The organism is Clavibacter sp. CT19, assembly GCF_027858075.1.
Taxonomy (GTDB): Bacteria; Actinomycetota; Actinomycetes; order Actinomycetales; family Microbacteriaceae; genus Clavibacter; species Clavibacter tessellarius_A.
Genome location: NZ_JAQHYR010000001.1, coordinates 352,074 through 371,390, shown reverse-complemented (window position 1 = coordinate 371,390; position 19,317 = coordinate 352,074). Strand labels below are relative to the sequence as shown.

19 protein-coding genes and 2 pseudogenes are annotated in these 19,317 nt (G+C 72.4%); 14 read left to right on the top strand and 7 right to left on the bottom strand.

What is annotated here, in order from left to right:
* Positions 1-25 precede the first annotated feature (25 nt).
* A complete protein-coding gene (locus PED38_RS01700) occupies positions 26-901 on the bottom strand; it encodes a PHP domain-containing protein (RefSeq protein ID WP_270979323.1) in 876 nt (291 codons plus the stop codon).
* Between the two features lie 93 nt (positions 902-994).
* Here PED38_RS01700 and PED38_RS01695 point away from each other — a divergent pair, with 93 nt between their 5' ends.
* The 6 genes and pseudogenes from PED38_RS01695 (at position 995) to PED38_RS01670 (ending at position 7,398) form a co-directional block, all read left to right on the top strand.
* Positions 995-2,020, top strand: a complete 1,026-nt coding sequence (locus tag PED38_RS01695) for an endonuclease/exonuclease/phosphatase family protein (RefSeq protein WP_270979321.1) — start codon at positions 995-997, stop codon at positions 2,018-2,020.
* A 77-nt stretch (positions 2,021-2,097) separates the two neighbouring features.
* Positions 2,098-3,744, top strand: a complete 1,647-nt coding sequence (locus tag PED38_RS01690) for an aminopeptidase P family protein (RefSeq protein ID WP_270979320.1) — start codon at positions 2,098-2,100, stop codon at positions 3,742-3,744.
* Between the two features lie 127 nt (positions 3,745-3,871).
* Positions 3,872-3,982 (top strand): annotated as a pseudogene (locus tag PED38_RS01685) (IS481 family transposase); the annotation flags it as partial.
* A 60-nt stretch (positions 3,983-4,042) separates the two neighbouring features.
* On the top strand, positions 4,043-4,315 hold the full coding sequence (locus tag PED38_RS01680; protein ID WP_175345543.1) for a ribbon-helix-helix protein, CopG family: 273 nt from the start codon (positions 4,043-4,045) through the stop codon (positions 4,313-4,315).
* A 622-nt stretch (positions 4,316-4,937) separates the two neighbouring features.
* Positions 4,938-5,780: a trypsin-like serine peptidase gene (locus PED38_RS01675; protein ID WP_131798152.1), complete on the top strand. Its 843-nt coding sequence runs from the start codon at positions 4,938-4,940 to the stop codon at positions 5,778-5,780.
* A 655-nt stretch (positions 5,781-6,435) separates the two neighbouring features.
* A pseudogene (locus PED38_RS01670) lies at positions 6,436-7,398 on the top strand (IS481 family transposase).
* Here PED38_RS01670 and PED38_RS01665 read toward each other — a convergent pair.
* Positions 7,395-8,072 carry a general stress protein gene (locus PED38_RS01665; protein ID WP_063072917.1) on the bottom strand — a complete coding sequence of 226 codons (678 nt, stop codon included), beginning with the start codon at positions 8,070-8,072 and terminating at the stop codon, positions 7,395-7,397. The pseudogene PED38_RS01670 and the gene PED38_RS01665 sit on opposite strands and share 4 nt — an antisense overlap.
* Before the next feature lie 58 nt (positions 8,073-8,130).
* Here PED38_RS01665 and PED38_RS01660 point away from each other — a divergent pair, with 58 nt between their 5' ends.
* The 5 genes from PED38_RS01660 to PED38_RS01640 all read left to right on the top strand — a co-directional run bounded on the left by PED38_RS01660 (position 8,131) and on the right by PED38_RS01640 (position 12,966).
* A complete protein-coding gene (locus PED38_RS01660) occupies positions 8,131-9,477 on the top strand; it encodes a magnesium transporter MgtE N-terminal domain-containing protein (RefSeq protein ID WP_270979317.1) in 1,347 nt (448 codons plus the stop codon).
* On the top strand, positions 9,461-10,030 hold the full coding sequence (locus PED38_RS01655) for a DUF1003 domain-containing protein (protein WP_063072915.1): 570 nt from the start codon (positions 9,461-9,463) through the stop codon (positions 10,028-10,030). Before PED38_RS01660 ends, PED38_RS01655 begins: the two co-directional genes overlap by 17 nt.
* Positions 10,020-11,195, top strand: coding sequence for an Mrp/NBP35 family ATP-binding protein (locus tag PED38_RS01650; RefSeq protein WP_270979315.1), 1,176 nt, complete (start codon positions 10,020-10,022; stop codon positions 11,193-11,195). Before PED38_RS01655 ends, PED38_RS01650 begins: the two co-directional genes overlap by 11 nt.
* Positions 11,196-11,260: 65 nt before the next feature.
* Positions 11,261-12,163 carry a DUF2268 domain-containing protein gene (locus PED38_RS01645; protein ID WP_270979314.1) on the top strand — a complete coding sequence of 301 codons (903 nt, stop codon included), beginning with the start codon at positions 11,261-11,263 and terminating at the stop codon, positions 12,161-12,163.
* 35 nt (positions 12,164-12,198) lie between these two features.
* Positions 12,199-12,966, top strand: coding sequence for a MerR family transcriptional regulator (locus tag PED38_RS01640; RefSeq protein WP_270979313.1), 768 nt, complete (start codon positions 12,199-12,201; stop codon positions 12,964-12,966).
* A 69-nt stretch (positions 12,967-13,035) separates the two neighbouring features.
* Here PED38_RS01640 and PED38_RS01635 read toward each other — a convergent pair whose 3' ends face one another.
* On the bottom strand, positions 13,036-13,158 hold the full coding sequence (locus PED38_RS01635; protein ID WP_255414062.1) for a hypothetical protein: 123 nt from the start codon (positions 13,156-13,158) through the stop codon (positions 13,036-13,038).
* Positions 13,159-13,272: 114 nt separating this feature from the next.
* Here PED38_RS01635 and PED38_RS01630 point away from each other — a divergent pair, with 114 nt between their 5' ends.
* Positions 13,273-14,190 carry a LysR family transcriptional regulator gene (locus tag PED38_RS01630; protein ID WP_063072912.1) on the top strand — a complete coding sequence of 306 codons (918 nt, stop codon included), beginning with the start codon at positions 13,273-13,275 and terminating at the stop codon, positions 14,188-14,190.
* A 138-nt stretch (positions 14,191-14,328) separates the two neighbouring features.
* On the opposite strand, the gene PED38_RS01625 is transcribed toward PED38_RS01630, so the two are convergent.
* Positions 14,329-14,703 carry a translocase gene (locus tag PED38_RS01625; RefSeq protein ID WP_012037868.1) on the bottom strand — a complete coding sequence of 125 codons (375 nt, stop codon included), beginning with the start codon at positions 14,701-14,703 and terminating at the stop codon, positions 14,329-14,331.
* Between the two features lie 172 nt (positions 14,704-14,875).
* Between PED38_RS01625 and PED38_RS01620 the strand changes: the two genes are divergently transcribed.
* Positions 14,876-15,508, top strand: a complete 633-nt coding sequence (locus tag PED38_RS01620; RefSeq protein ID WP_063072911.1) for an O-methyltransferase — start codon at positions 14,876-14,878, stop codon at positions 15,506-15,508.
* Between the two features lie 117 nt (positions 15,509-15,625).
* On the opposite strand, the gene PED38_RS01615 is transcribed toward PED38_RS01620, so the two are convergent.
* The 3 genes from PED38_RS01615 to dapE all read right to left on the bottom strand — a co-directional run bounded on the left by PED38_RS01615 (position 15,626) and on the right by dapE (position 18,246).
* Positions 15,626-15,799: a DUF3117 domain-containing protein gene (locus PED38_RS01615; RefSeq protein WP_012037866.1), complete on the bottom strand. Its 174-nt coding sequence runs from the start codon at positions 15,797-15,799 to the stop codon at positions 15,626-15,628.
* 135 nt (positions 15,800-15,934) lie between these two features.
* Positions 15,935-17,167 (bottom strand): hypothetical protein, encoded by a 1,233-nt coding sequence (locus PED38_RS01610; RefSeq protein WP_270979310.1) that lies wholly within the window; start codon positions 17,165-17,167, stop codon positions 15,935-15,937.
* Positions 17,149-18,246 (bottom strand): succinyl-diaminopimelate desuccinylase, encoded by a 1,098-nt coding sequence (gene dapE, locus PED38_RS01605; protein ID WP_063072910.1) that lies wholly within the window; start codon positions 18,244-18,246, stop codon positions 17,149-17,151. The genes PED38_RS01610 and dapE overlap by 19 nt, the downstream gene beginning before the upstream one ends.
* A gap of 80 nt (positions 18,247-18,326) precedes the next feature.
* Between dapE and dapD the strand changes: the two genes are divergently transcribed.
* Entirely contained in the window at positions 18,327-19,313 is a 987-nt protein-coding gene (dapD, locus tag PED38_RS01600) for a 2,3,4,5-tetrahydropyridine-2,6-dicarboxylate N-succinyltransferase (protein WP_270979309.1), read from the top strand.
* Positions 19,314-19,317 lie beyond the last annotated feature (4 nt).

The following is a 19,317-nucleotide window of genomic DNA, read 5'->3' as shown; positions in this document are numbered from 1 at the left end:
CGTCGTCCCCGCGGACGGGTCCGGGTCAGGCCGCGGGGACGGGCACGACCGGCGCCCACCCCGTCGCGCGCTCGACGATGCGCGCGAGCACGGCCGGTTCCGTGGAGTTCTCGGCGAGGCGGTTGGGCTTCCCCGCGCCGTGGTAGTCGCTGGACCCCGTGACCTCCAGGCCGAACCGCTCCGCCAGCGCGGTGAGGCGCACGCGCGACGCGGGCGGGTTGTCGCGATGTCGCACCTCGAGGCCGAAGAGGCCGGCGGCGACGAGCGCCGTCATGCGCGAGTCCGACAGCACGCGCTCGGGGCCGCGGGCGCCGGGGTGCGCGAGCACCGCGAGGCCGCCGGCCGCGGTGATCAGCTCGACGCCGAGGATCGGATCGGGCGCGTAGTGCGGCCGGTAGTAGCCGCCCTGCCAGTGCAGGATGCTCTCGAAGGCGGCCGTGCGCGTGGCGACGTGGCCGCGGGCGACGAGCGCGTCGGCGATGTGCGGGCGGCCGATGGTGCTGCCGGGCGTGGTCTGCGCGAGCACGTCCTCCCAGGTGAGGGCGTAGTCCCGGGCGATGCGGCCGACCATGGCCTCGGCGCGCGTCATGCGCTCGCTGCGGACCCGCGCGGTCATCGCGGCCAGGTCGGCGTCCTCGGGGTCGAACAGGTAGGCGAGCACGTGCACGCTCGCGTACTCGAGCTGCGTGCTCATCTCCATGCCGGGCACGAGCGTGATCCCGTGCGCGACGGCGGCGGCGGACGCCTCGGCCCAGCCCGCGGTCGAGTCGTGATCGGTGAGCGCCACGGCCGAGAGGCCCTGCCGCGCGGCCTGCGCGACGAGCTCGGCGGGCGTCTCGGTGCCGTCGGACACGGAGCTGTGCGTGTGCAGGTCGATGGGACCCGGCTGCTCGTCCGGCATCCTGCGATCCTATCCGCCGCCCCGAGCACCTCCCGGCCGTGCGGTGCCGACGGCGGCGCTCTCCCAGAGAGCCGCCATAGTGTGGAGCGGGTCATGGGTCGGGTCGTCGGAGCAGCAGTCATCCTCGTCACGGCCGCCGGCCTCCTCGTCATCACGTGGCCCCAGCTCCTCGGCCTCGAGCAGAGCTACCTCGTCGCCCACGCCGTCGCCATCCGCGGCGCGCTCGTCGCCGCGTCCGCCGCGGTGCTCGCCCTGACCCTCCTCCTCTGCCTGGCGATCCGGCCGGCCCGACGCCTCCTCGGCAGCCTCGCGCTGCTGCTCGCGGTCTTCATCGGCGCCAACGCCGCCGTCCTCGCGACGCGCGGCGCGGGCGACACGGCGTTCGCGGATCCGCAGGACGCCGACGTCACCGTCCTCTCCTGGAACACGCTCGGCGGCGCGACGGGTCCGCGCGCGGTCGCCGACCTCGCCATCGAGTCCGGGGCCGACGTGATCACGCTGCCCGAGACGCGCGAGGAGACCGGCGCGGAGATCGCCGTCATGATGCGCGCTGCGGGTCGGCCCATGTGGGTCCGCACCGTCGCCTTCGACGACGTGGCCGCGGCGCGCTCCACCACGATCCTCATCAGCGCGGCGTACGGCGACTACCGGCTCGACGAGTCGCGCGGCACCACGAGCGTCCTGCCCACCGTCATCATGGAGCCCGTCGACGGGAACGGGCCCGTCATCATGGCCGTCCACCCCGTCTCCCCCATCCCCGAGCAGATGGACAACTGGCGCGCCGACCTCGCCTGGCTCGGGCAGCGCTGCGACGAGGGCAACGTGATCATCGCGGGCGACTTCAACGCGACCCTCGACCACATGAGCCGCTACGGCGGCACGCCCACCGAGCGCGACCAGGTCACCGACCTCGGGCAGTGCGTCGACGCGGCGCGCGCGTCCGGCAACGCGGCCGTCGGCACCTGGCCGACCGGCGTCCCGGCGCTCCTCGGCACGCCCATCGACCACATCATGGCCACGCCCGGATGGGCGGTCACGGGCTTCCGCGTCGTCGAGGACCGCGACGGCGCCGGCAGCGACCACCGGCCGATCGTCGCCCAGCTGACGCCGCTGCGCTGACCCGGGCGTCGCCCGGTGCACGCCCGACGCGCTGCCCCCGCCGCGCCGACGCGCGGAGCAGGTGGGATGATCGACGGATGGCCGAGAACACCGACACCGCGTCCGAGACCACCCCAGACGACATCGTCGCCGATCCGGCCGCGCCGCTCGCCACGACCGAGACCCCGGCGCCCGCCGTCACCGCGCCCGCGGGCGGGCCGGCCACCGGCGCACCGGTCGCGGGATCGGGAGCGGCCCCCGTCCCGCGCGCCACCTCGAACCGCAGCACGACGCCCGCCAGCACCGCGTTCAGCGACTTCGTCTCCACGAACTGGGCCGACCGCGAGGAGGTCGACCCGCCCGCGCGCGAGCAGGCGCCCTTCGCCGCGGACCGCCGCCGCCGGCTCTCCGCGCTCCACGTGGGCACGCGCCTCGTGATCCCCGCAGGCCGCCTGAAGCAGCGCAGCAACGACACCGACTACCCCTTCCGCGCCCACTCCGCCTTCGCCCACCTCACCGGCTGGGGGGCCGACAGCGAGCCCGGCGCCGTGCTGGTGCTCGAGCCCGTGGCTGCCGGATCTGCGGCCGACGGCTCCGCGCACGAGGCGACCCTGTACTTCCGCGAGCGCGCCGGGCGCGACAGCGACGAGTTCTACGCCAACGCGGAGATCGGCGAGTTCTGGATCGGCCCGCGCCCGTCGCTCCGCCAGGTGGCCGCCGACCTCGGCCTCTCCACCGCGCCCCTGGCCGACGTCGACGACGCGATCGCCGCGGCGGGCGCCGTCCGCGTGATCCGCGAGGCCGACGCCGTGATCGCCGCCCGCGTCGACGCGGCGCGCATCGAGACCGACGCCGACGGAGACCCCGACGCCGACCTCGACGGTGACGCGCTCCTCGCCCGCGACGCCTCGGAGCTGCGCCTCGTGAAGGACGACTACGAGATCCGCCAGCTGCGCGGCGCCGTCGACGCGACCGGGCGCGGCTTCTCCGACGTCATCGCCGACATGCCGGCCGTCCTCGCCCACCCGCGCGGCGAGCGCGTCGTCGAGGGCGTCTTCAACGCGCGCGCACGGGCCGACGGCAACGCGGTCGGCTACGACACCATCGCGGCGTCCGGTCCGCACGCCTGCATCCTGCACTGGACCCGCAACGACGGCCGCGTCGTCCCCGGCGACCTGATCCTCGTCGACGCCGGCGTGGAGCTCGACAGCTACTACACGGCCGACATCACGCGCACGCTCCCCGTCTCCGGCACCTTCACCGACGTGCAGCGCGAGGTCTACGAGGCCGTGCGCGAGGCGGCCGACGCGGCGCTCGCGATCGTGCGCCCGGGCATCCGCTTCCGCGAGGTGCACGCGGCGGCGATGCAGGTCATCGCGCGGAAGGTCGCCGACTGGGGCATGCTGCCCGTCACCGCGGAGGAGGCCCTCGAGGCGGACAACCAGCACCACCGCCGGTACATGGTGCACGGCACGAGCCATCACCTCGGCCTCGACGTGCACGACTGCGCGCAGGCTCGTCGCGACATGTACATCGACGGTCTCGTGGAGGCGGGAATGGTCTTCACCATCGAGCCGGGCCTCTACTTCCAGCCGGACGACCTCACGGTGCCCGAGCGGTTCCGCGGCATCGGCGTGCGCATCGAGGACGACATCCTCGTGACGCGCGACGGCGCCGAGAACCTGTCCGCCGGGATCCCGCGCACGGCCGACGAGGTCGAGGCGTGGATGGCGGGCCGGGCCTAGCGACCGCTTCGCGGCACCCGACGGCTAGCTGTACTTCCTCGGGAGGTCGTGAACGCGGGGGCGGATAGCGAAGACCTCCGGGACGAGATGTGGGTTACCACACTCACCGTCGTCACCGGAGGTCTTCGTGACTCACGCTAACGCCCCCTTCACTCCCGCGGGCAGGCTTCGTCTTGCTCGGTTGATCATCGAGGACGGGTGGCCGATCCGGCGCGCTGCGGAGCGCGGGGAGCTGGCCCCCGTTCCTGGGACCGAGCGCACGCACGTCGACGACCCGGATGCCGGCGCAGGGGACCTCATGGCCGCGACCGGCGCCGACACGCTCGACGACGACGCGGAGATCGCACTTGGGCGGCCGCGCGTCGACGCACCGCCGACATCCGGGCCCCTCTGGCGCGTACGCGCGACTGCAGCGCTCGACGCCGAGGTGGAAGCGCTCGCGGAGCGCCGTGGACACCGGAACAAGTCACGCATCATCCGCGAGGCTGCCGCCCCTTACGTGCGGGCATCGCGATCGGGCGCGCGCTCAGGACATGACGCAGATAATGGCCAGCACCCGGTGCGAACGTAACGATCACGCCACCCTGCACCTCGCGCTCAACCGGGAGTGCGCAGGAGCAGACGCGGATCGAGACATGAGGCACGCCAGGGGCTCGGTCGCCATCACCCAAAGCGCCTGATTCTTACCTCTATTCGTAGTACGGACTCGGGCCCTCCTGCAGCCGATAGACCACCGAACGCGCCAGCAGGACAACGTTCAAATCAACGCCAACCGACCACGCTTGAGCCCCAGTATCGGGGGCCTATACGGGCATGATCGAACCTGCCAGACTTGCGTAATTGCCGCAGCAAAATCGGCGAATAAGGCTCTACGGTTAGCGCCTCATGTCGACGACAGACTGCGGTTAGACCCGAGCTGTGCCGAACCCCAGGGGAGTCCACTGTCTATAATCAAACAACTAGAACGAGTCGCAATATCTGCGGTGATACCCGTCGCCCTCATTGCAACCACTGCTATCGCAAGCCCTGCCGGGGCAGAATCAAGACAGGATGCGCTTCCCACGTCGGGCCACAGCACCGGCGCCAAGGCTCCCGTATTTGTCGACGAAGCCCACCCCTCAACAGCTCGGCCCGAGTTGCGCTCACATTCAAGTGACGATCAACTGATTCTGGACTACTGGACCGATGAGCGAATGGCCGAGGCGACCCCCGTAGAAATGCCGAAGGTCGACGACGCCACCATGGCAGACGCGCAGCGCTACTTCGAGCAGTATGCTGACGAAGAGGTCCATGCCGAAGATGTCAAGCCTGCCCCGGCGAAAGCTGTCGGCGATGCAGCACGAGCCGTCACTCCCGTGTCGAACTTCTCGCCAACAAACGGTAAGATCTACTTTCGTGACGCTAGTACCGGCGAGAACAAAATATGCTCAGGCTCTGCGCTGAACAGCCCATCCAGGCGGCTTGTTGCTACCGCCGGCCATTGCGTCCATAAGGGGCCCGGTGGTAGCTGGCACCAGAACTGGGCATTTGTTCCCGAATATCACAACGGAGCCCGCCCCCACGGCACCTTCACGTCTAACTACTTCCGCACAATGGACGACTGGATTGGATTCGGGGCAACGGGACGCGGCTTTGCCTCCGACTTCGCAATGGTCACCACTAATACCAACGCGAGTGGATCAACCGTTGTCAACGCCGTTGGAGGACACGGAATGACGTGGACAGGCAATGTTTTCGACGCAACGCTCTTCGGATATCCGGCGAACGTCAGTAGCGGAGAGGTCATGCAAGCCTGCTGGGGCGGCAGCGAGAACCGGTACCTCGACTTCTACCGCTTCCACGGCATGTCGGGCTGCAACTGGGGAGGCGGAGCATCGGGCGGACCCTGGTTGCGCGACTACAGCAATTCCTCCGGGCTGGGCGTGATCATGTCCGTGTCGTCCTGGGGCCCCGCCGATGGCTATGCCAACATCAACGGGCCCCACTCCCGGGGCGCTGTAGCCGACATGTACGGCGCGGCCGACAAGGACTGGTAGAACGGAGCCTATGAGCCAGACGACGTTGCGCACATTATCCGTTTGCATGACGACAGTCGGTGCTGCACTCCTACTCGGGTCGTGCTCGATGAACTCTTCGGGTTCTTCCGGTGGAAATACTGGCTCGAGTGCTGGTGCAGCGCCGAATGTAATCCCATCCGGCCCGGCAGACGTTCAGTCTCGATCTGACCTCAAGGACGAGTCGGTTCTGGACTGGAAGCGCTCAGAACTTGTCGACGACACGCACGTAAGAGTCTTCTATACGGGCGACAATCCTGATTGCTATGGGATCCGAACAGTGGTCGAAGAATACGATGATTCAATTACTGTCACTCTTCGACAAGGGACTTTACCCGATGCGCCACAGGCGTGCGCGACTGTCGCCTACGAAGGCTCCGCCCTTGTGAAGCTCAACGAGCCCCTTGCCGGTCGCACCGTCGAGGCCGGAGCTGAAATCAAGTAAGTTGGCATCAACATCACTGGATGCGAGTGACCTCGGGGGAGTTCTTTAGTAGCTGCTAAATCAAGCGACGAGCGACGCGGTCGCGTTGACCGCTAGCTGTACTTCCTCGGGAGGTCGTGAACGCAGGGGCAGATGACGAAGACCTCCGGGACGATGTGGGTTACCACACACGCATCTTCCACGGAGGTCTTCGTGACTCACGCTAACGCCCCGTCCACGCCCGCGGGCAGGCTTCGTCTTGCCCGGTTGATCGTCGAGGACGGATGGTCGGTCCGGCGCGCGGCGGAGCGGTTCCAGTGCTCACCAGCGACCGCATCGAAGTGGGCGCGTCGCTAGGCGGCCGGGTTGCCGATGACGGATCGTTCCTCTCGCCCGCGTCGACAACCGACGCGCACGGGTCGCCATCTGGAGCGGCGCATCGTCGCGCTGAGATGCACCCGACGATGGAGCCCGCACCGCATCGGCTACCACCTCCGCGTCCCGCGCTCCACGGTCGAGCGGGTCCTGAATCGGTACCGGATGCCACGGCTCGCTCACCTTGATAAGGCCACCGGACTCCCGGTCCGGCGAGCACGGCCGGTCCGCTACGAAGCTGCTGCACCCGGGGAACTCGTCCATGTCGACATGAAGAAGCTCGGTCGGATTCCAGACGGCGGCGGGCACCGCATGCTCGGCCGGGTCGTGGGGAACAGGCACAACAAGAAGCACGGCAGGGGCTACGCGCTCCTCCACCACGCCATCGACAACTACTCGAGGCTGGTCTACTCCGAGCAGCACACCGACGAACGCAAGGAGACTGCGGCCGGGTTCTGGCAGAGCGCGAATGCGTTCTTCGAGACCGCGGGCTTCACCGTCACCGCAGTCATGACCGACAACGGCGCCTGCTACCGATCCCGCGCCTTCGCCGCAGCGCTCGGCACCATCACGCACCGCCGCACCCGCCCCTACCGCCCACGGACCAACGGCGAGGTCGAACGCTTCAACCGGACCCTCGCGACCGAATGGGCCTACGACCGGCTCTACTCCAGCGATGAGGCACGCTCAGCGACCTACCCCGACTGGATCCACCACTACAACCGGCACCGACCCCATACCGCACTCGGCGGGCTGACGCCCGCCGAACGCGTTCACAACCTCACCGGGAAGTACAGCTAGGCGCCCTGCGCGCCCTGCTCCCCCACGGGCCGGTCCGTCGACGTCGGCGGCGCCGTCGGCTCGGGGGCGTCGGATCCGCCGCCCTGCTCGGGCACGCGCTCCCCGTACGGGCCGGCCGGACGCGACGCGGGCGGCCGGCTCGGCGCCGCGGGAGGGGTCACGACCGGCTCCCCGTACACCGAGGTGGTCGGGGCCCCGAGACCCAGCACGTTCCGCGCCCGGTGCAGCGAGTCGGGCTCGACCACCACGGAGTAGCTCGTCGCGATGACCTGCATGACCGAGGTGAAGTCCCGGCGCCGGCGCGTGATGCTGTAGCTGACGATGCCGAAGATCGCACCGAACCCGAGGCCGATGATGATCGCGCCGATGACCGACGAGACGTTGGGCACGGGTGAGAAGAGGAACGTGACGAGGCCGAGGAAGAGGCCGAGCCAGGCGCCGCTCGCACCGCCCGCCGCCGCGGCCCGGGCGTAGGTGAGCTTGCCGGTGACGCGCTCGACGCTCGTGAGCTCGTTGCCGACGATGCTCACCTGCGTGACCGGGAAGTCGGCCTCCGCGAGCGCGACGACGGCCTTCTGGGCCTCGTCGTAGGTGTCGTAGGTGGCCACGGGCTCGCCCTTCGGGAGCTGGGGCATGCGCGCGCGGGGGGTCCGTCCGATCAGTGGGGAGGTCACCCGTGCAGTCTTCCACGGGCGGCCGGGAGGGGGCAGGGCGAGCGACTAGATTGGCCTCGTGAGCGCCTCCCGAGTCTTCGTCGCCCGGCTCGCCGGGTGCAGCGTGTTCGACCCCGCCGGCGACCGCGTCGGGCGCGTGCGCGACGTGCTCGTCGTCTACCGCAAGGACGATCCGCCGCGCGTCGTGGGCCTCATCGTCGAGGTGCCGGGCAAGCGGCGCGTGTTCCTCTCCATCGGGCGCGTCACGAGCATCGGCTCGGGCCAGATCATCACCACCGGCCTCATCAACCTGCGCCGCTTCGAGCAGCGCGGCGGCGAGGTGCGCGTCATCGCCGAGATCCTCGGCCGCCGCGTGAGCATGCGCGACGGATCCGGCACCGCGGTCATCGAGGACGTCGCGATCGAGGAGTCCCGCCAGGCCGAGTGGGAGGTCGCGCAGCTGTTCTGCCGCCGCCCCCGCACGAGCCCCTCGCCCTTCGCGAAGGGCGCGACGATCTTCGCCGCGTGGGAGGAGGTCGCGGAGCTGCAGGACGAGGGCGTCGCGCAGTCCGCCTCGCAGTTCCTCGCCGCCTACTCCGACCTCCTCCCGGCCGACCTCGCCAACACCCTGCTCGACCTCCCCCAGGCCCGGCGCCTGGAGGTCGCGGAGGAGCTGCCCGACGCGCGCCTCGCGGACGTGCTGGAGGAGATGCCGGAGTCGCAGCAGGTCGAGATCATGGCGACCCTGGACGACGACCGCGCCGCCGACGTCCTCGACCAGATGCAGCCGGACGACGCGGCCGACCTCATCGCGCAGCTCTCCGAGGAGCGCGGCGAGGCCCTCCTCGAGCTGATGCAGCCGGAGGAGGCGGACGACGTGCGCATGCTCCTCAGCTACGCGCCGGACACCGCGGGCGGCCTCATGACCACGGACCCGGTCATCGTCTCGGGCGACGCCACGGTCGCGGAGGGGCTCGCGCTCATCCGCCGCCACGAGCTCGCGCCCACCCTCGGCGCGGCCGTGTGCGTCACGCTGCCGCCCTACGAGCCGCCCACCGGACGCTTCCTCGGCATGGTGCACTTCCAGCGGATGCTGCGCTACCCGCCGCACGAGCGCCTCGGCACGCTGCTCGACCAGGGCCTGGAACCCGTGCGCGCCGACACGAGCGCGGCCGAGGTGTCCCGGATCATGGCGAGCTACAACCTCGTCTCCGTGCCCGTGGTGGACGAGAACCACCGCCTGGTCGGCGTGGTCACGATCGACGACGTGCTCGACCACCTGCTGCCGGACGACTGGCGCAGCGCCGACGCGGAACGCGAGACGCGCAAGCGCGCGACCGCCCGGTTCCACGGCACGGCCACGGCCGCCATCCCCATCGCAGGACCCGTACGAGCACGGAGGATCCCCCGTGGCACGGCAGAGTAACCGCGACATCCGCCTGGACGCCCCCAAGGGCCTCCGCACCACCGTCCTCCCGCTGCGCACGCGCGGCAGCAGCGACCGGTTCGGCCGCTTCACCGAGTCCATCGCGCGCGGCATGGGCACGCCCTGGTTCCTCGTGGGCCTCACCGCGTTCTGCGTGGCGTGGATCGGCTACAACACGTACGGCCCGGAGTCGGCGCGCTTCGACTCGGCGGCCCTCGGCTTCACGGCCCTCACGCTGATCCTGTCGCTGCAGGCCTCCTACGCGGCGCCCCTCATCCTCCTCGCGCAGAACCGGCAGGACGACCGCGACCGGGTGCAGATCGAACAGGACCGCCAGCGCGCCGAGCGCAACGTGGCCGACGTCGAGTACCTCGCGCGCGAGGTCGTGTCGCTGCGCCTGCAGATGAAGGACGTGGCGTCGAAGGACTTCATCCGCGCCGAGCTCCGCCAGCTCCTCGAGGAGCTCGACCGCCGGGACGAGCCCGAGTCGGACGACGCCGAGGGCACCGACGGGGCGACCGGCGTCGGCACCCGCAGGACGCATGGCCGCTGACGATCCCCGCGCCCCCTCCGTGACCGCCGACGACGTCCGGCGCGCGCTCAGCCGGGTGGTCGATCCCGAGATCCGCCGCCCCATCACCGAGCTCGACATGGTCTCCGACGTGCGGGTCGAGGCCGACGGCGTCGCGCACGTCGACATCGCGTTGACGATCGTCGGCTGCCCGGCCGCCACCAGCATCGAGCGCGACGTCCGCGAGGCCGTCACCGCGGTGCCGGGCGTCGCGCGGCTCGAGCTCGCGGTCGGCGTCATGAGCCCCGAGCGTCGACGCGCGCTCACCGAGCGCCTGCGGGGTCCGGCCGCCCAGCGCGGCATCCCGTTCGGCCCCGACAGCCTCACGCGCGTCTACGCCGTCACGAGCGGCAAGGGCGGCGTCGGCAAGTCCACCCTCACCGCCAACCTCGCGGTCGCGCTCGCGGCGAAGGGCCTCGCGGTGGGCCTCGTCGACGCGGACGTGCACGGGTTCTCCATCCCGCGGATCCTCGGTCTCGTCGACGCCGACGGCCGCACCGCCCAGCCCACGCGCGTCGGCGACATGATCCTGCCGCCCGTCGCGCACGGTGTGAAGGTCATCTCCATCGGCATGTTCCTCGACCCCGACGCCACCGGCGGCACCGCGGTGTCCTGGCGCGGGCCGATGCTGCACCGCACCATCCAGCAGTTCCTCACCGACGTCTTCTTCGGCGACCTCGACGTGCTGCTGCTCGACCTGCCGCCCGGCACGGGCGACGTGGCCATCACGGTCGGGCAGCTGCTCCCCCACGCCGAGGTGCTCGTCGTCACGACGCCGCAGCCCGCCGCCGCGGACGTCGCCGAGCGCAGCGGGCTCGTCGCGCGGCAGACGGGGCAGCGCGTGGTCGGCGTCGTCGAGAACATGGCCGGGTTCGTCCAGCCCGACGGATCCGTGCTGGAGCTGTTCGGGGCTGGCGGCGGCGAGGAGGTCGCCCGACGGCTCTCCGCCGGGCAGGATGCGCCCGTGCCGCTGCTCGCGAGCGTGCCGCTCAGCCTCGCCCTCCGAACGGGCGGCGACGCGGGAGCACCGGTCGTCCTCGCGACGCCCGAAGATCCGGCGGCCCGGCGGATCCAGGAGGTCGCCGACCACCTCGCGTCCCGCGGCCGCGGCCTCGCCGGCCGCCGGCTCGGCCTGTCCGTCTCCTGACGAGCGGCGTCGCGCCCGACCCGCCGCTGGACCCTGCCCCTGCGTCACCCCGCATGCTCGGACGCATGGACATCACCGTGATCGACAGCGCCGCGGCCATGCGACGGATCCTCGACGCCCCGCCCACCGCCCGCACCGATCTCGTCCGCACGATGTGGGAGCCGATGGCGGGCATGTACCGGTTCGCCCCGGGCGACCTCGACCTCGCCGAGGTGCACCGGCGGGGCTTCGGCTTCGACGAGCAGGACCCGAGCGGACGCGCGCGGGAGGGCCTCGACGCGCTCGTCGCCGCCGACGGGTGGTCGCGCATCGGCCGCGCCCTGTCGGACGGCGCCCGCGCGCTCCGGCAGGCCGACCCCGCGCTGGCGATCCCGGACCTCACGGTCCTCCTCGTCCTCGGCGACCCCGACGATCCGCACTTCGTCGACGAGGTGCAGGGGCTGTCGGCGTTCGGCGGCATCAGCGGCTACATCTCCGTCGCCCTCTGGCCGACTCCGCGCGTGCTCGACCGGCTCGAGGCCATCGCCGTGCACGAGCTCCACCACAACGTGCGCTACTCCCCCGGCGGCGTGGTCTGGGACCCCGCCACCGTGACCGTCGGCGAGCACGTCGTCGCCGAGGGGCTCGCCGACGCGTTCGCCGCGGAGCTCCACGGCGAGGCAGGCTGGACCCACTTCGTGGCCGACGCGACGCGCGACGACGACGCGGTGCTCGCGAAGGTCGTCGCGGCGCTCGACCGCACCGGGATGCACGACTTCCCGGCCTGGGTGCTCGGGGACGCGACGGCCGAGCGCCTGGGGATCGCGTCGGTCGGCCTGCCCACGGGCGCCGGCTACGCCGTGGGGCGTCGGATCGTCGAGGGGTACCTGGCCGAGACGGGGACGACCGCGGCGCGCAGCGTGCGCACGCCGGCGGCGGAGATCCTGCGCCTGGCCCTGCCGCGCCTCGACCCGGCACCGAGCGCGTGAGACTGGACCCGGCATCGACGACGGAGGAGCGCGACATGGAGTGGACCGTCACCGAGCTCGCCGACCGCGCGGGCATCAGCGGCCGGACCCTGCGGCACTACCACCGCATCGGCCTGCTCCTGCCGGACCGCATCGGGGCGAACGGGTACCGCCACTACGGACCCGTCGCGGTGGCCCGGCTGCAGCGGATCCTGCTGCTCCGGGAGACGGGCATGTCGCTCCCCGACATCCGCGCGGTGCTCGACGCCCCGGAGACCCCGGCGGCCGAGGTCCGCGCGCTCGAAGCGCACCTCGTCCGGCTGGCCGCGGAGCGTGCCCTCCTCGAGCAGCGCATCGCCGCGGTGGAGCACACCCTCGACATGCGGCGGCAGGGCCTCGGGCCCCGGATGGACGTGATGCTGCAGGGCTTCAACGACGCCTACGAGGACGAGGTCGTCGCGCGCTGGGGGCGTGACGCCTTCGACGCCGCGCACGGGTGGTGGCACGCCATGGGCGTCCGCCGGCAGCGCGCGTGGAAGGCCCGGGCGGAGGGGCTGCTGATGCGCTGGCGGGAGATCCAGGAGGAGGGGCACGCCCCCGGATCCGCCGCCACCCGGGAGCACGCGGACGCGCACCTGGCGTGGTTCGCGGAGATCCCCGGCACGCCCGCCCACGCGGGGGATGTGCCGACGACCGCGGCGATGGTGCGCGGCGTCGCGGACGGCTACGAGGCCGATCCCGAGTTCCACCGCGCCTTCGGCAGCGAGGCGGCCGCGCGCTTCGCGGCCACCGCGCTCCGGGAGCGCATGGCGCACCCCGCCTGAGGGGCGCCGCACGACGAGGAGGACGGCAGCCCGCGGGCTGCCGTCCTCCTCGTCGTGCGTGGGCGTCGACTACACGTGGCTGCGGTGCGTGCGCGTCGGCACGGCGCGGTAGCCGTCGCGCGCGGTGACGACGACGGTGCCCGCGATGGCGGACACGGAGAGGGCGGCGACGGCGATGAGGAAGACGGTCATGGGGAGCTCCTGCGGGAAGACGGACGGCGGCGCACTCCGCCGCACCTCCATGGGACCACCCGTGACCGTTCAGGACAAGCTCATTGTCCTTGCCTCGCTGTGTAGCCTGCCTACATGGACATCCGCCGTCTCGAGCTGCTCCGCGAACTGGCCGACCGGGGCAGCGTGGGCGCCGTCGCCCGTGCAGCGGGACGCACGCCGTCGGCCGTGTCGCAGCAGCTGAAGGTGCTCGAGCGGGAGGCTGGCGTGCCGCTCACCGAGCGCTCCGGTCGGGGCGTCGTGCTCACCGATGCGGGCCGCGCGCTCGCCCGCACGGCCACCGACATCGCCGTCGCGGTGGCGCGCGCGGAGGCGCTCTGGGAGGACTTCCGGCACCAGCCGTCCGGCGAGGTCACGCTCGCCACGTTCCCGACCGCCGCGCAGATGCTCCTGCCGGGGCTGCTCGACCGCGTCGCCGGGATCCCCGACCTCACCCTGCGCGCCAGCGACCGGGATCCGACCTCCGCCGCGTTCGCCGACCTCACCGCCGACTTCGACGTCGTCATCGCGCACTCCCTCGCGGGGGCGGGCACCTGGCGCGGGCTCGGCCTCGTGATCGTGCCGCTCCTGGTGGAGCCGCTCGACGTGGCCATGCCGACGGATCACCGCCTCGCCGCACGCGCATCCGTGGGCCCGGCGGACCTGACCGGCGAGCCGTGGATCGGCGTGCCCCAGGGGCTGCCCTTCGACCGGATCCTCCTCGACATCGAGCAGGCCGTCGGCGCGCCGGCGCGTGTGGTGCAGCGGTTCAGCGACACCCGGATCACGGAGTCGCTCGTGGCGGCCGGGCACGGCATCGCGCTGCTCCCCCGCTACACGGCAGGCCAGCACGACGGGGTGGTCGTGAAGCGACTCACCGGCGTCGCGTCGAAGCGGCACCTGCACGTGCTGCTGCGACCGGATCGGGCGGAGCGACCGTCGGTGCGCGCGGTGGTGGACGCCCTCCGGGAGGAGGCCCGGGCGGTGGACGCGCGCGTCAGCGCCAGCGGATGAGCGAGCGGTGGACGCGCGCGTCAGCGGCGGAGGGTGAGCGGGCAGTCGACGCGCGCGTCGACGGCAACGGATGAGCGGCCGGTAGATGCGCGCGTCAGCGGCAGCGGGTGAGCCGGCGGCCGGGCGGGATGGTGCGGGTCAGGTGGCCTCGGCGTCGAAGGGCGCGGGCTGCGCGGACGCGGCGGCCGCCTCGCGCTCGAGGCGCTGACGGCGGGCGATCGTGGTCTCGACGGGGACGCGCGGCTTCGTGACGACCGGCTCGTCCTCGAAGAGCGCCTCCTTGATGATGCGGCGCGGGTCGTACTGGCGCGGGTCGAGCTTCTTCCAGTCGACCTCGTCGAACTCCGGACCGAGCTCGTCGCGCATCCGCTCGCGGGCGCCGGTGGCCATGCGCCGCGCCGCCTTCACGAGGTCGGCGAGCTTCTGGGTGTAGACCGGCAGCCGCTCGGGGCCGAGCAGGAACACGGCGATGATGCCGATGAGCATCAGCTTCTCGAACGTCAGGCCGAACATGATCACAGGCTAGTCGGTCGGCACCTGATCTCCCTCCGTGCGCGGGCGCACGTCCGCGGGCGGGTCGCTGGAGGCGTCGCGCGGCTGCGCGGACAGGCGCGAGGACCCGCTCGCCGGTCGGGAGGGCGACCGCCGGGCCGATACCCTGGGGACCCGGAAGAGGAGGTGCCGCGTGTCCGACAAGGAGACCGGATGGAAGTTCGCCGAGGACGTCGTCGTCGAGGACGAGCACATCGCCCTCGCGCGCCAGCACTCCCGCGAGCTCGGCATCGAAGCCGTCTCCCCCGCCGTCGGAGCGCAGATCTCGCTCCTCGCCGCCGCCACCCGGGCCACGAGCGTCATCGAGATCGGCACGGGCGCCGGCGTCTCCGGCCTCTGCGTGTTCCGCGGGGCCCCGCGCGCGATCCTCACGAGCATCGACGTCGAGTTCGACCACCAGCAGGCGGCGCGCGAGATCCTCGCCGACGCGGAGGTGCCCGCCAACCGCGTGCGCCTCATCACGGGCCGTGCGCTCGACGTGCTGCCGCGCATGAGCGACGCCAGCTACGACCTCGTGCTGGTGGACGCCGATGCGGCCCAGGTCATCGAGTACGTGGAGCACGGCCTGCGCCTCGCGCGCACGGGCGGCCTCGTGCTCGTGCCGCACGCGCTGTGGCGCGGGCGCGTGCAGAACCCGGCGGCACGGGATGCGCAGACGGCGGCGTTCCGCACGCTGGTGCAGGAGACGGCCGGGTCCGGAGCGGTGGTCGCCGCGCTGTCACCGGCCGGAGACGGCCTGCTGCAGATAGCCAAGACCGGGCGCTGACCGCCGCGGCGTCCGCGCCGCGTCCCGCGGTCGGGGCCGCTGGGGAGCCCGGGTGCAGACGACACCGCCCGCCCCGTCGACGACGGGGCGGGCGGTGTCGTCTGATGCGCGTTCCGACTAGCTCGCGCTGGTGACCGCGGCGAGGGCGTCGTGAAGCTCCTTCGCTTCGGCGTCGTTGACGGAGACGACCAGACGGCCGCCGCCCTCCAAGGGCACGCGCACGATGATGAGCCTGCCCTCCTTCACGGCCTCCATCGGTCCGTCGCCGGTCCTGGGCTTCATGGCTGCCATTCGGCTCCCCTTTCGTGGATGTGGCTCCATTATCCCGTATGCACAGGCACATGGATGAACGCGTGACGGCGTGCTAGGCCGCGCGGGCCCCCGCACGGCGGTGTAGGGAGCGCGGCGCGGGGCGCGGAGGAGGCGTCACGGCGGCGTCCAGTCCCCCGCGGTGGCCCGCCAGAGCAGGTCGATCCAGAGCCACTGCCCCGCGACCATCGCGAGCACCACCGCGGCGCGGTACGCGCGCGAGCGCGGGACGGCCAGCGCGCCGGCGAGCGGGATCATGGGGAGCAGCAGCCGGAACACGCTCGACTGCGGGAAGAACACGGCGAAGAGGTAGAGGCCGTAGCACGCGATCCAGATGCGGAGCTCGGGGCCGAGGGCGCGGACGGAGGGCCGGGTGAGCATCAGCACGAACGCCGCGACGACGCCGAGGACCGCCACGACGCCGGCCACGCCCCCGATCCAGAAGTCGCCCGCGTCGAACCAGGCCTCGAACGGCACGAGGTGGCGGTAGCCGACGTAGGCGGCCCGCCAGGAGAGCTCCGTGTCGGTGTACGCGGTGATCGAGCCGGTGCGGATCCACGCGACCACGGGCCAGGCGACCCCGGCGGCGCCCGTCGCGGTCGTGGCGAGGACGAGCCGCGCGCGCTCGGCCGGCGGGAACGGGTCGCGGCGCGCGGCGGCGAGGCGGTGGACGCCGTGCAGCAGGAGCGCGAGCGCGAAGGCCAGCCCGAGCGGCCGCGTGAGCGCCATGACGACCGCGACCGGTGCGAGCAGCGCGTAGCGGCGGTCGACGAGGAGCAGGAGCGCGGTGAGCAGCAGCAGCGTCTGCAGGCTCTCGGCGTACGCGATCTGGAACATCGGCGACACCGGCGCGACGCAGACGATGACGACGGCCGTCATGGTCGACGACGGGGAGAGGAAGCGGGACAGCAGCCGGTGCAGCACGAGCACGGCGCCCGCGCCGGCCACGAGCGAGACGGCGACGCCCGCGACGTCGAAGGGGGCGCCGGTGGCGTCCTGGATGGCGCGCACGATGCCCGGGTACACCGGCATGAACGCCCACGGGTTCGACTGGACGTGCCCCGCGGCGTCGACGGGCAGCACGGTCGGGTAGCCGAAGGTCGCGATGTCGCGGTACCACCCCGCGTCCCAGAAGGTGGCGAACTGGAGGTACGACGGGGAGGCGCTCGCCCACGGCGTGCGGATCTGGCTGCGCGCGGAGACGAGCATCAGCACGGTCGTGAGGACGCGGCTCGCGAGGTAGACGCCGAGGACCGCCGCCCACCACGGGACGCGCGAGGCCGAGGTGTCCGAGACCCGCTCCCGGGGCGCCGGCCGCCGGGACGGCCGGGTCAGCGCGCCGTCAGCCACGCCCGCAGCCCGCGCTCGCAGGAGACGATCTGGGCGACGTCGACGCGCTCGTCGTCGTGGTGCGCGAGGAGCGGATCCCCGGGGCCGTAGTTGACGGCCGGGACGCCGAGCGCGCTGAAGCGGGCGACGTCGGTCCAGCCGTACTTGGGGCGCGCCTCACCGCCGACCGCGGCGAGGAACGGCTGCGCGACGGGGGCGTCGAGGCCGGGGCGCGCCCCCTCGGCGAGGTCGACCACGGTGACCTCGAAGCCCGGGAAGAGGCTCGTGACGTGCGCGACGGCCTCGGCGCCGGACCGGCTCGGCGCGAACCGGTAGTTGACGTGCACCATGGCCTCGTCCGGGATCACGTTGCCCGCGATGCCGCCCGAGACGCCGACCGCGTTGAGGCCCTCGCGGTAGACGAGCCCGTCGACCTCCACATCGCGCGGCTCGTACGCGGCCAGCGTCGCGAGCACGGGGGCGATGCGGTGGATGGCGTTGTCGCCCACCCACGCGCGGGCGGAGTGCGAGCGCCGCCCGAACGCGCGGACCTCGACGCGGAGATTGCCGTTGCAGCCGCCCTCGATCTCGGCGCGGGTGGGCTCGCCCAGGATCGCGAAGTCGCCCTCGAGGAGCTCCGGACGGGTGCGGGCGAGGCGGCCGAGGCCGTTGAGGCTGTCGGACACCTCCTCGTGGTCGTACCAGATCCACGTCACGTCGTGGGCGGGATCCGCGAGCTCGGCCGCGAGGACCAGCTGCACGGCCACGCCCGCCTTCATGTCGACCGTGCCGCGGCCCCAGAGGTACTCGACGCCGTCCTCGTGCTCGGTGCGCGTGGGCAGGTTGCGGTTCAGCGGCACGGTGTCGATGTGGCCGGCGATGACGACGCGGCGGTCGCGGCCGAGGTGCGTGCGGGCGATGACGGCGTCGCCGTCGCGGAGCACCTCGAGGTGCGCGCAGCCCGCGAGCGCGCGCTCGATGGCGTCGGCGAGCGCCGCCTCGTCGCCGGACACCGACGCGATGTCGCAGATGCGGCGGGTGACCTCCACGCTCCCCGCGGACAGGTCGATGTCGGGCGCTGCGGGGGTCTCGGTCGGCATGCGGTCATCCTAGGTCGGGGGCCGACGCGGGTCCTGGGGAGGACCCGGGGACGGCGCGCGCCGATCGGTACGCTGGCCGCATGGCCTCCCCCGCTTCGCCCTCGTCCGCCGTGCCCGCATCAGGATCCGCGTGGGGCTACGGCCTCACGACGGTCGCCTCCGACGGGACCGTGCTCGACACGTGGTTCCCGGCGCCCGAGCTCGGCGCCCTGCCGGAGGGCCGCGACCGCTGGATCGCACCGGCGTGGATCGAGGAGCTCGCGGTCGCGGACCCGCGCCGCGGCGTCACGGTCGACATCGTCACCGTCGAGATCGATCTGCAGGCCGCGCCCGCGTCCACGCCGGACGCGTACCTCCGCCTGCACCTGCTCAGCCACCTGCTCGCGGCGCCGAACACCCTGAACCTCGACGGCATCTTCGGCCACCTGCCCATCGTCGTGTGGACCAACGCGGGCCCCGTGCACCCGGACGACTTCGACCGGCTCCGGCCGTCGCTCCAGCGCGCGGGCATCGCCGCGCACGGCATCGACAAGTTCCCGCGCCTGCTCGACTACGTCACGCCCGACCGCGTGCGCATCGCCGACGCCTCGCGCGTGCGCCTCGGCGCGCACCTCTCCCCCGGCACCACCGTCATGCACGAGGGCTTCGTCAACTTCAACTCCGGCACGCTCGGCGCCTCCATGGTCGAGGGGCGGATCACGCAGGGCGTCGTCGTCGGCGACGGCTCGGACATCGGCGGCGGCGCGTCCATCATGGGCACGCTCTCGGGCGGCGGCACGCAGCGCGTCGTCATCGGCGAACGGGCCCTGCTCGGCGCGAACTCGGGCGTCGGCATCTCCATCGGCGACGACAGCGTCGTGGAGGCCGGCCTCTACGTCACGGCCGGCACGAAGGTGCGGCTCGCGGGCGAGGCGCCCGCCGCCGACGGGTCGGTGCCGCAGGTGAAGGCCGTCGAGCTGTCCGGCCGTCCCGGGATCCTGTTCCGCCGCAACTCCCTGACGGGCGCCGTCGAGGCGGTGCCGCGCCGCGGCGGCGGGTCGATCCTGAACGACGCGCTGCACGCGTAGCGGG

Coding starts and splice junctions, on each gene's coding strand:
- PED38_RS01700 (WP_270979323.1), bottom strand. CDS start 901: ATGCCGGACGAGCAGCCGGGTCCCATCGACCTGCACACGCACAGCTCC.
- PED38_RS01695 (WP_270979321.1), top strand. CDS start 995: ATGGGTCGGGTCGTCGGAGCAGCAGTCATCCTCGTCACGGCCGCCGGC.
- PED38_RS01690 (WP_270979320.1), top strand. CDS start 2,098: ATGGCCGAGAACACCGACACCGCGTCCGAGACCACCCCAGACGACATC.
- PED38_RS01680 (WP_175345543.1), top strand. CDS start 4,043: ATGGCCGCGACCGGCGCCGACACGCTCGACGACGACGCGGAGATCGCA.
- PED38_RS01675 (WP_131798152.1), top strand. CDS start 4,938: ATGGCCGAGGCGACCCCCGTAGAAATGCCGAAGGTCGACGACGCCACC.
- PED38_RS01650 (WP_270979315.1), top strand. CDS start 10,020: ATGGCCGCTGACGATCCCCGCGCCCCCTCCGTGACCGCCGACGACGTC.
- PED38_RS01645 (WP_270979314.1), top strand. CDS start 11,261: ATGGACATCACCGTGATCGACAGCGCCGCGGCCATGCGACGGATCCTC.
- PED38_RS01640 (WP_270979313.1), top strand. CDS start 12,199: ATGGAGTGGACCGTCACCGAGCTCGCCGACCGCGCGGGCATCAGCGGC.
- PED38_RS01635 (WP_255414062.1), bottom strand. CDS start 13,158: ATGACCGTCTTCCTCATCGCCGTCGCCGCCCTCTCCGTGTCCGCCATC.
- PED38_RS01630 (WP_063072912.1), top strand. CDS start 13,273: ATGGACATCCGCCGTCTCGAGCTGCTCCGCGAACTGGCCGACCGGGGC.
- PED38_RS01625 (WP_012037868.1), bottom strand. CDS start 14,703: ATGTTCGGCCTGACGTTCGAGAAGCTGATGCTCATCGGCATCATCGCC.
- PED38_RS01615 (WP_012037866.1), bottom strand. CDS start 15,799: ATGGCAGCCATGAAGCCCAGGACCGGCGACGGACCGATGGAGGCCGTG.
- dapE (WP_063072910.1), bottom strand. CDS start 18,246: ATGCCGACCGAGACCCCCGCAGCGCCCGACATCGACCTGTCCGCGGGG.
- dapD (WP_270979309.1), top strand. CDS start 18,327: ATGGCCTCCCCCGCTTCGCCCTCGTCCGCCGTGCCCGCATCAGGATCC.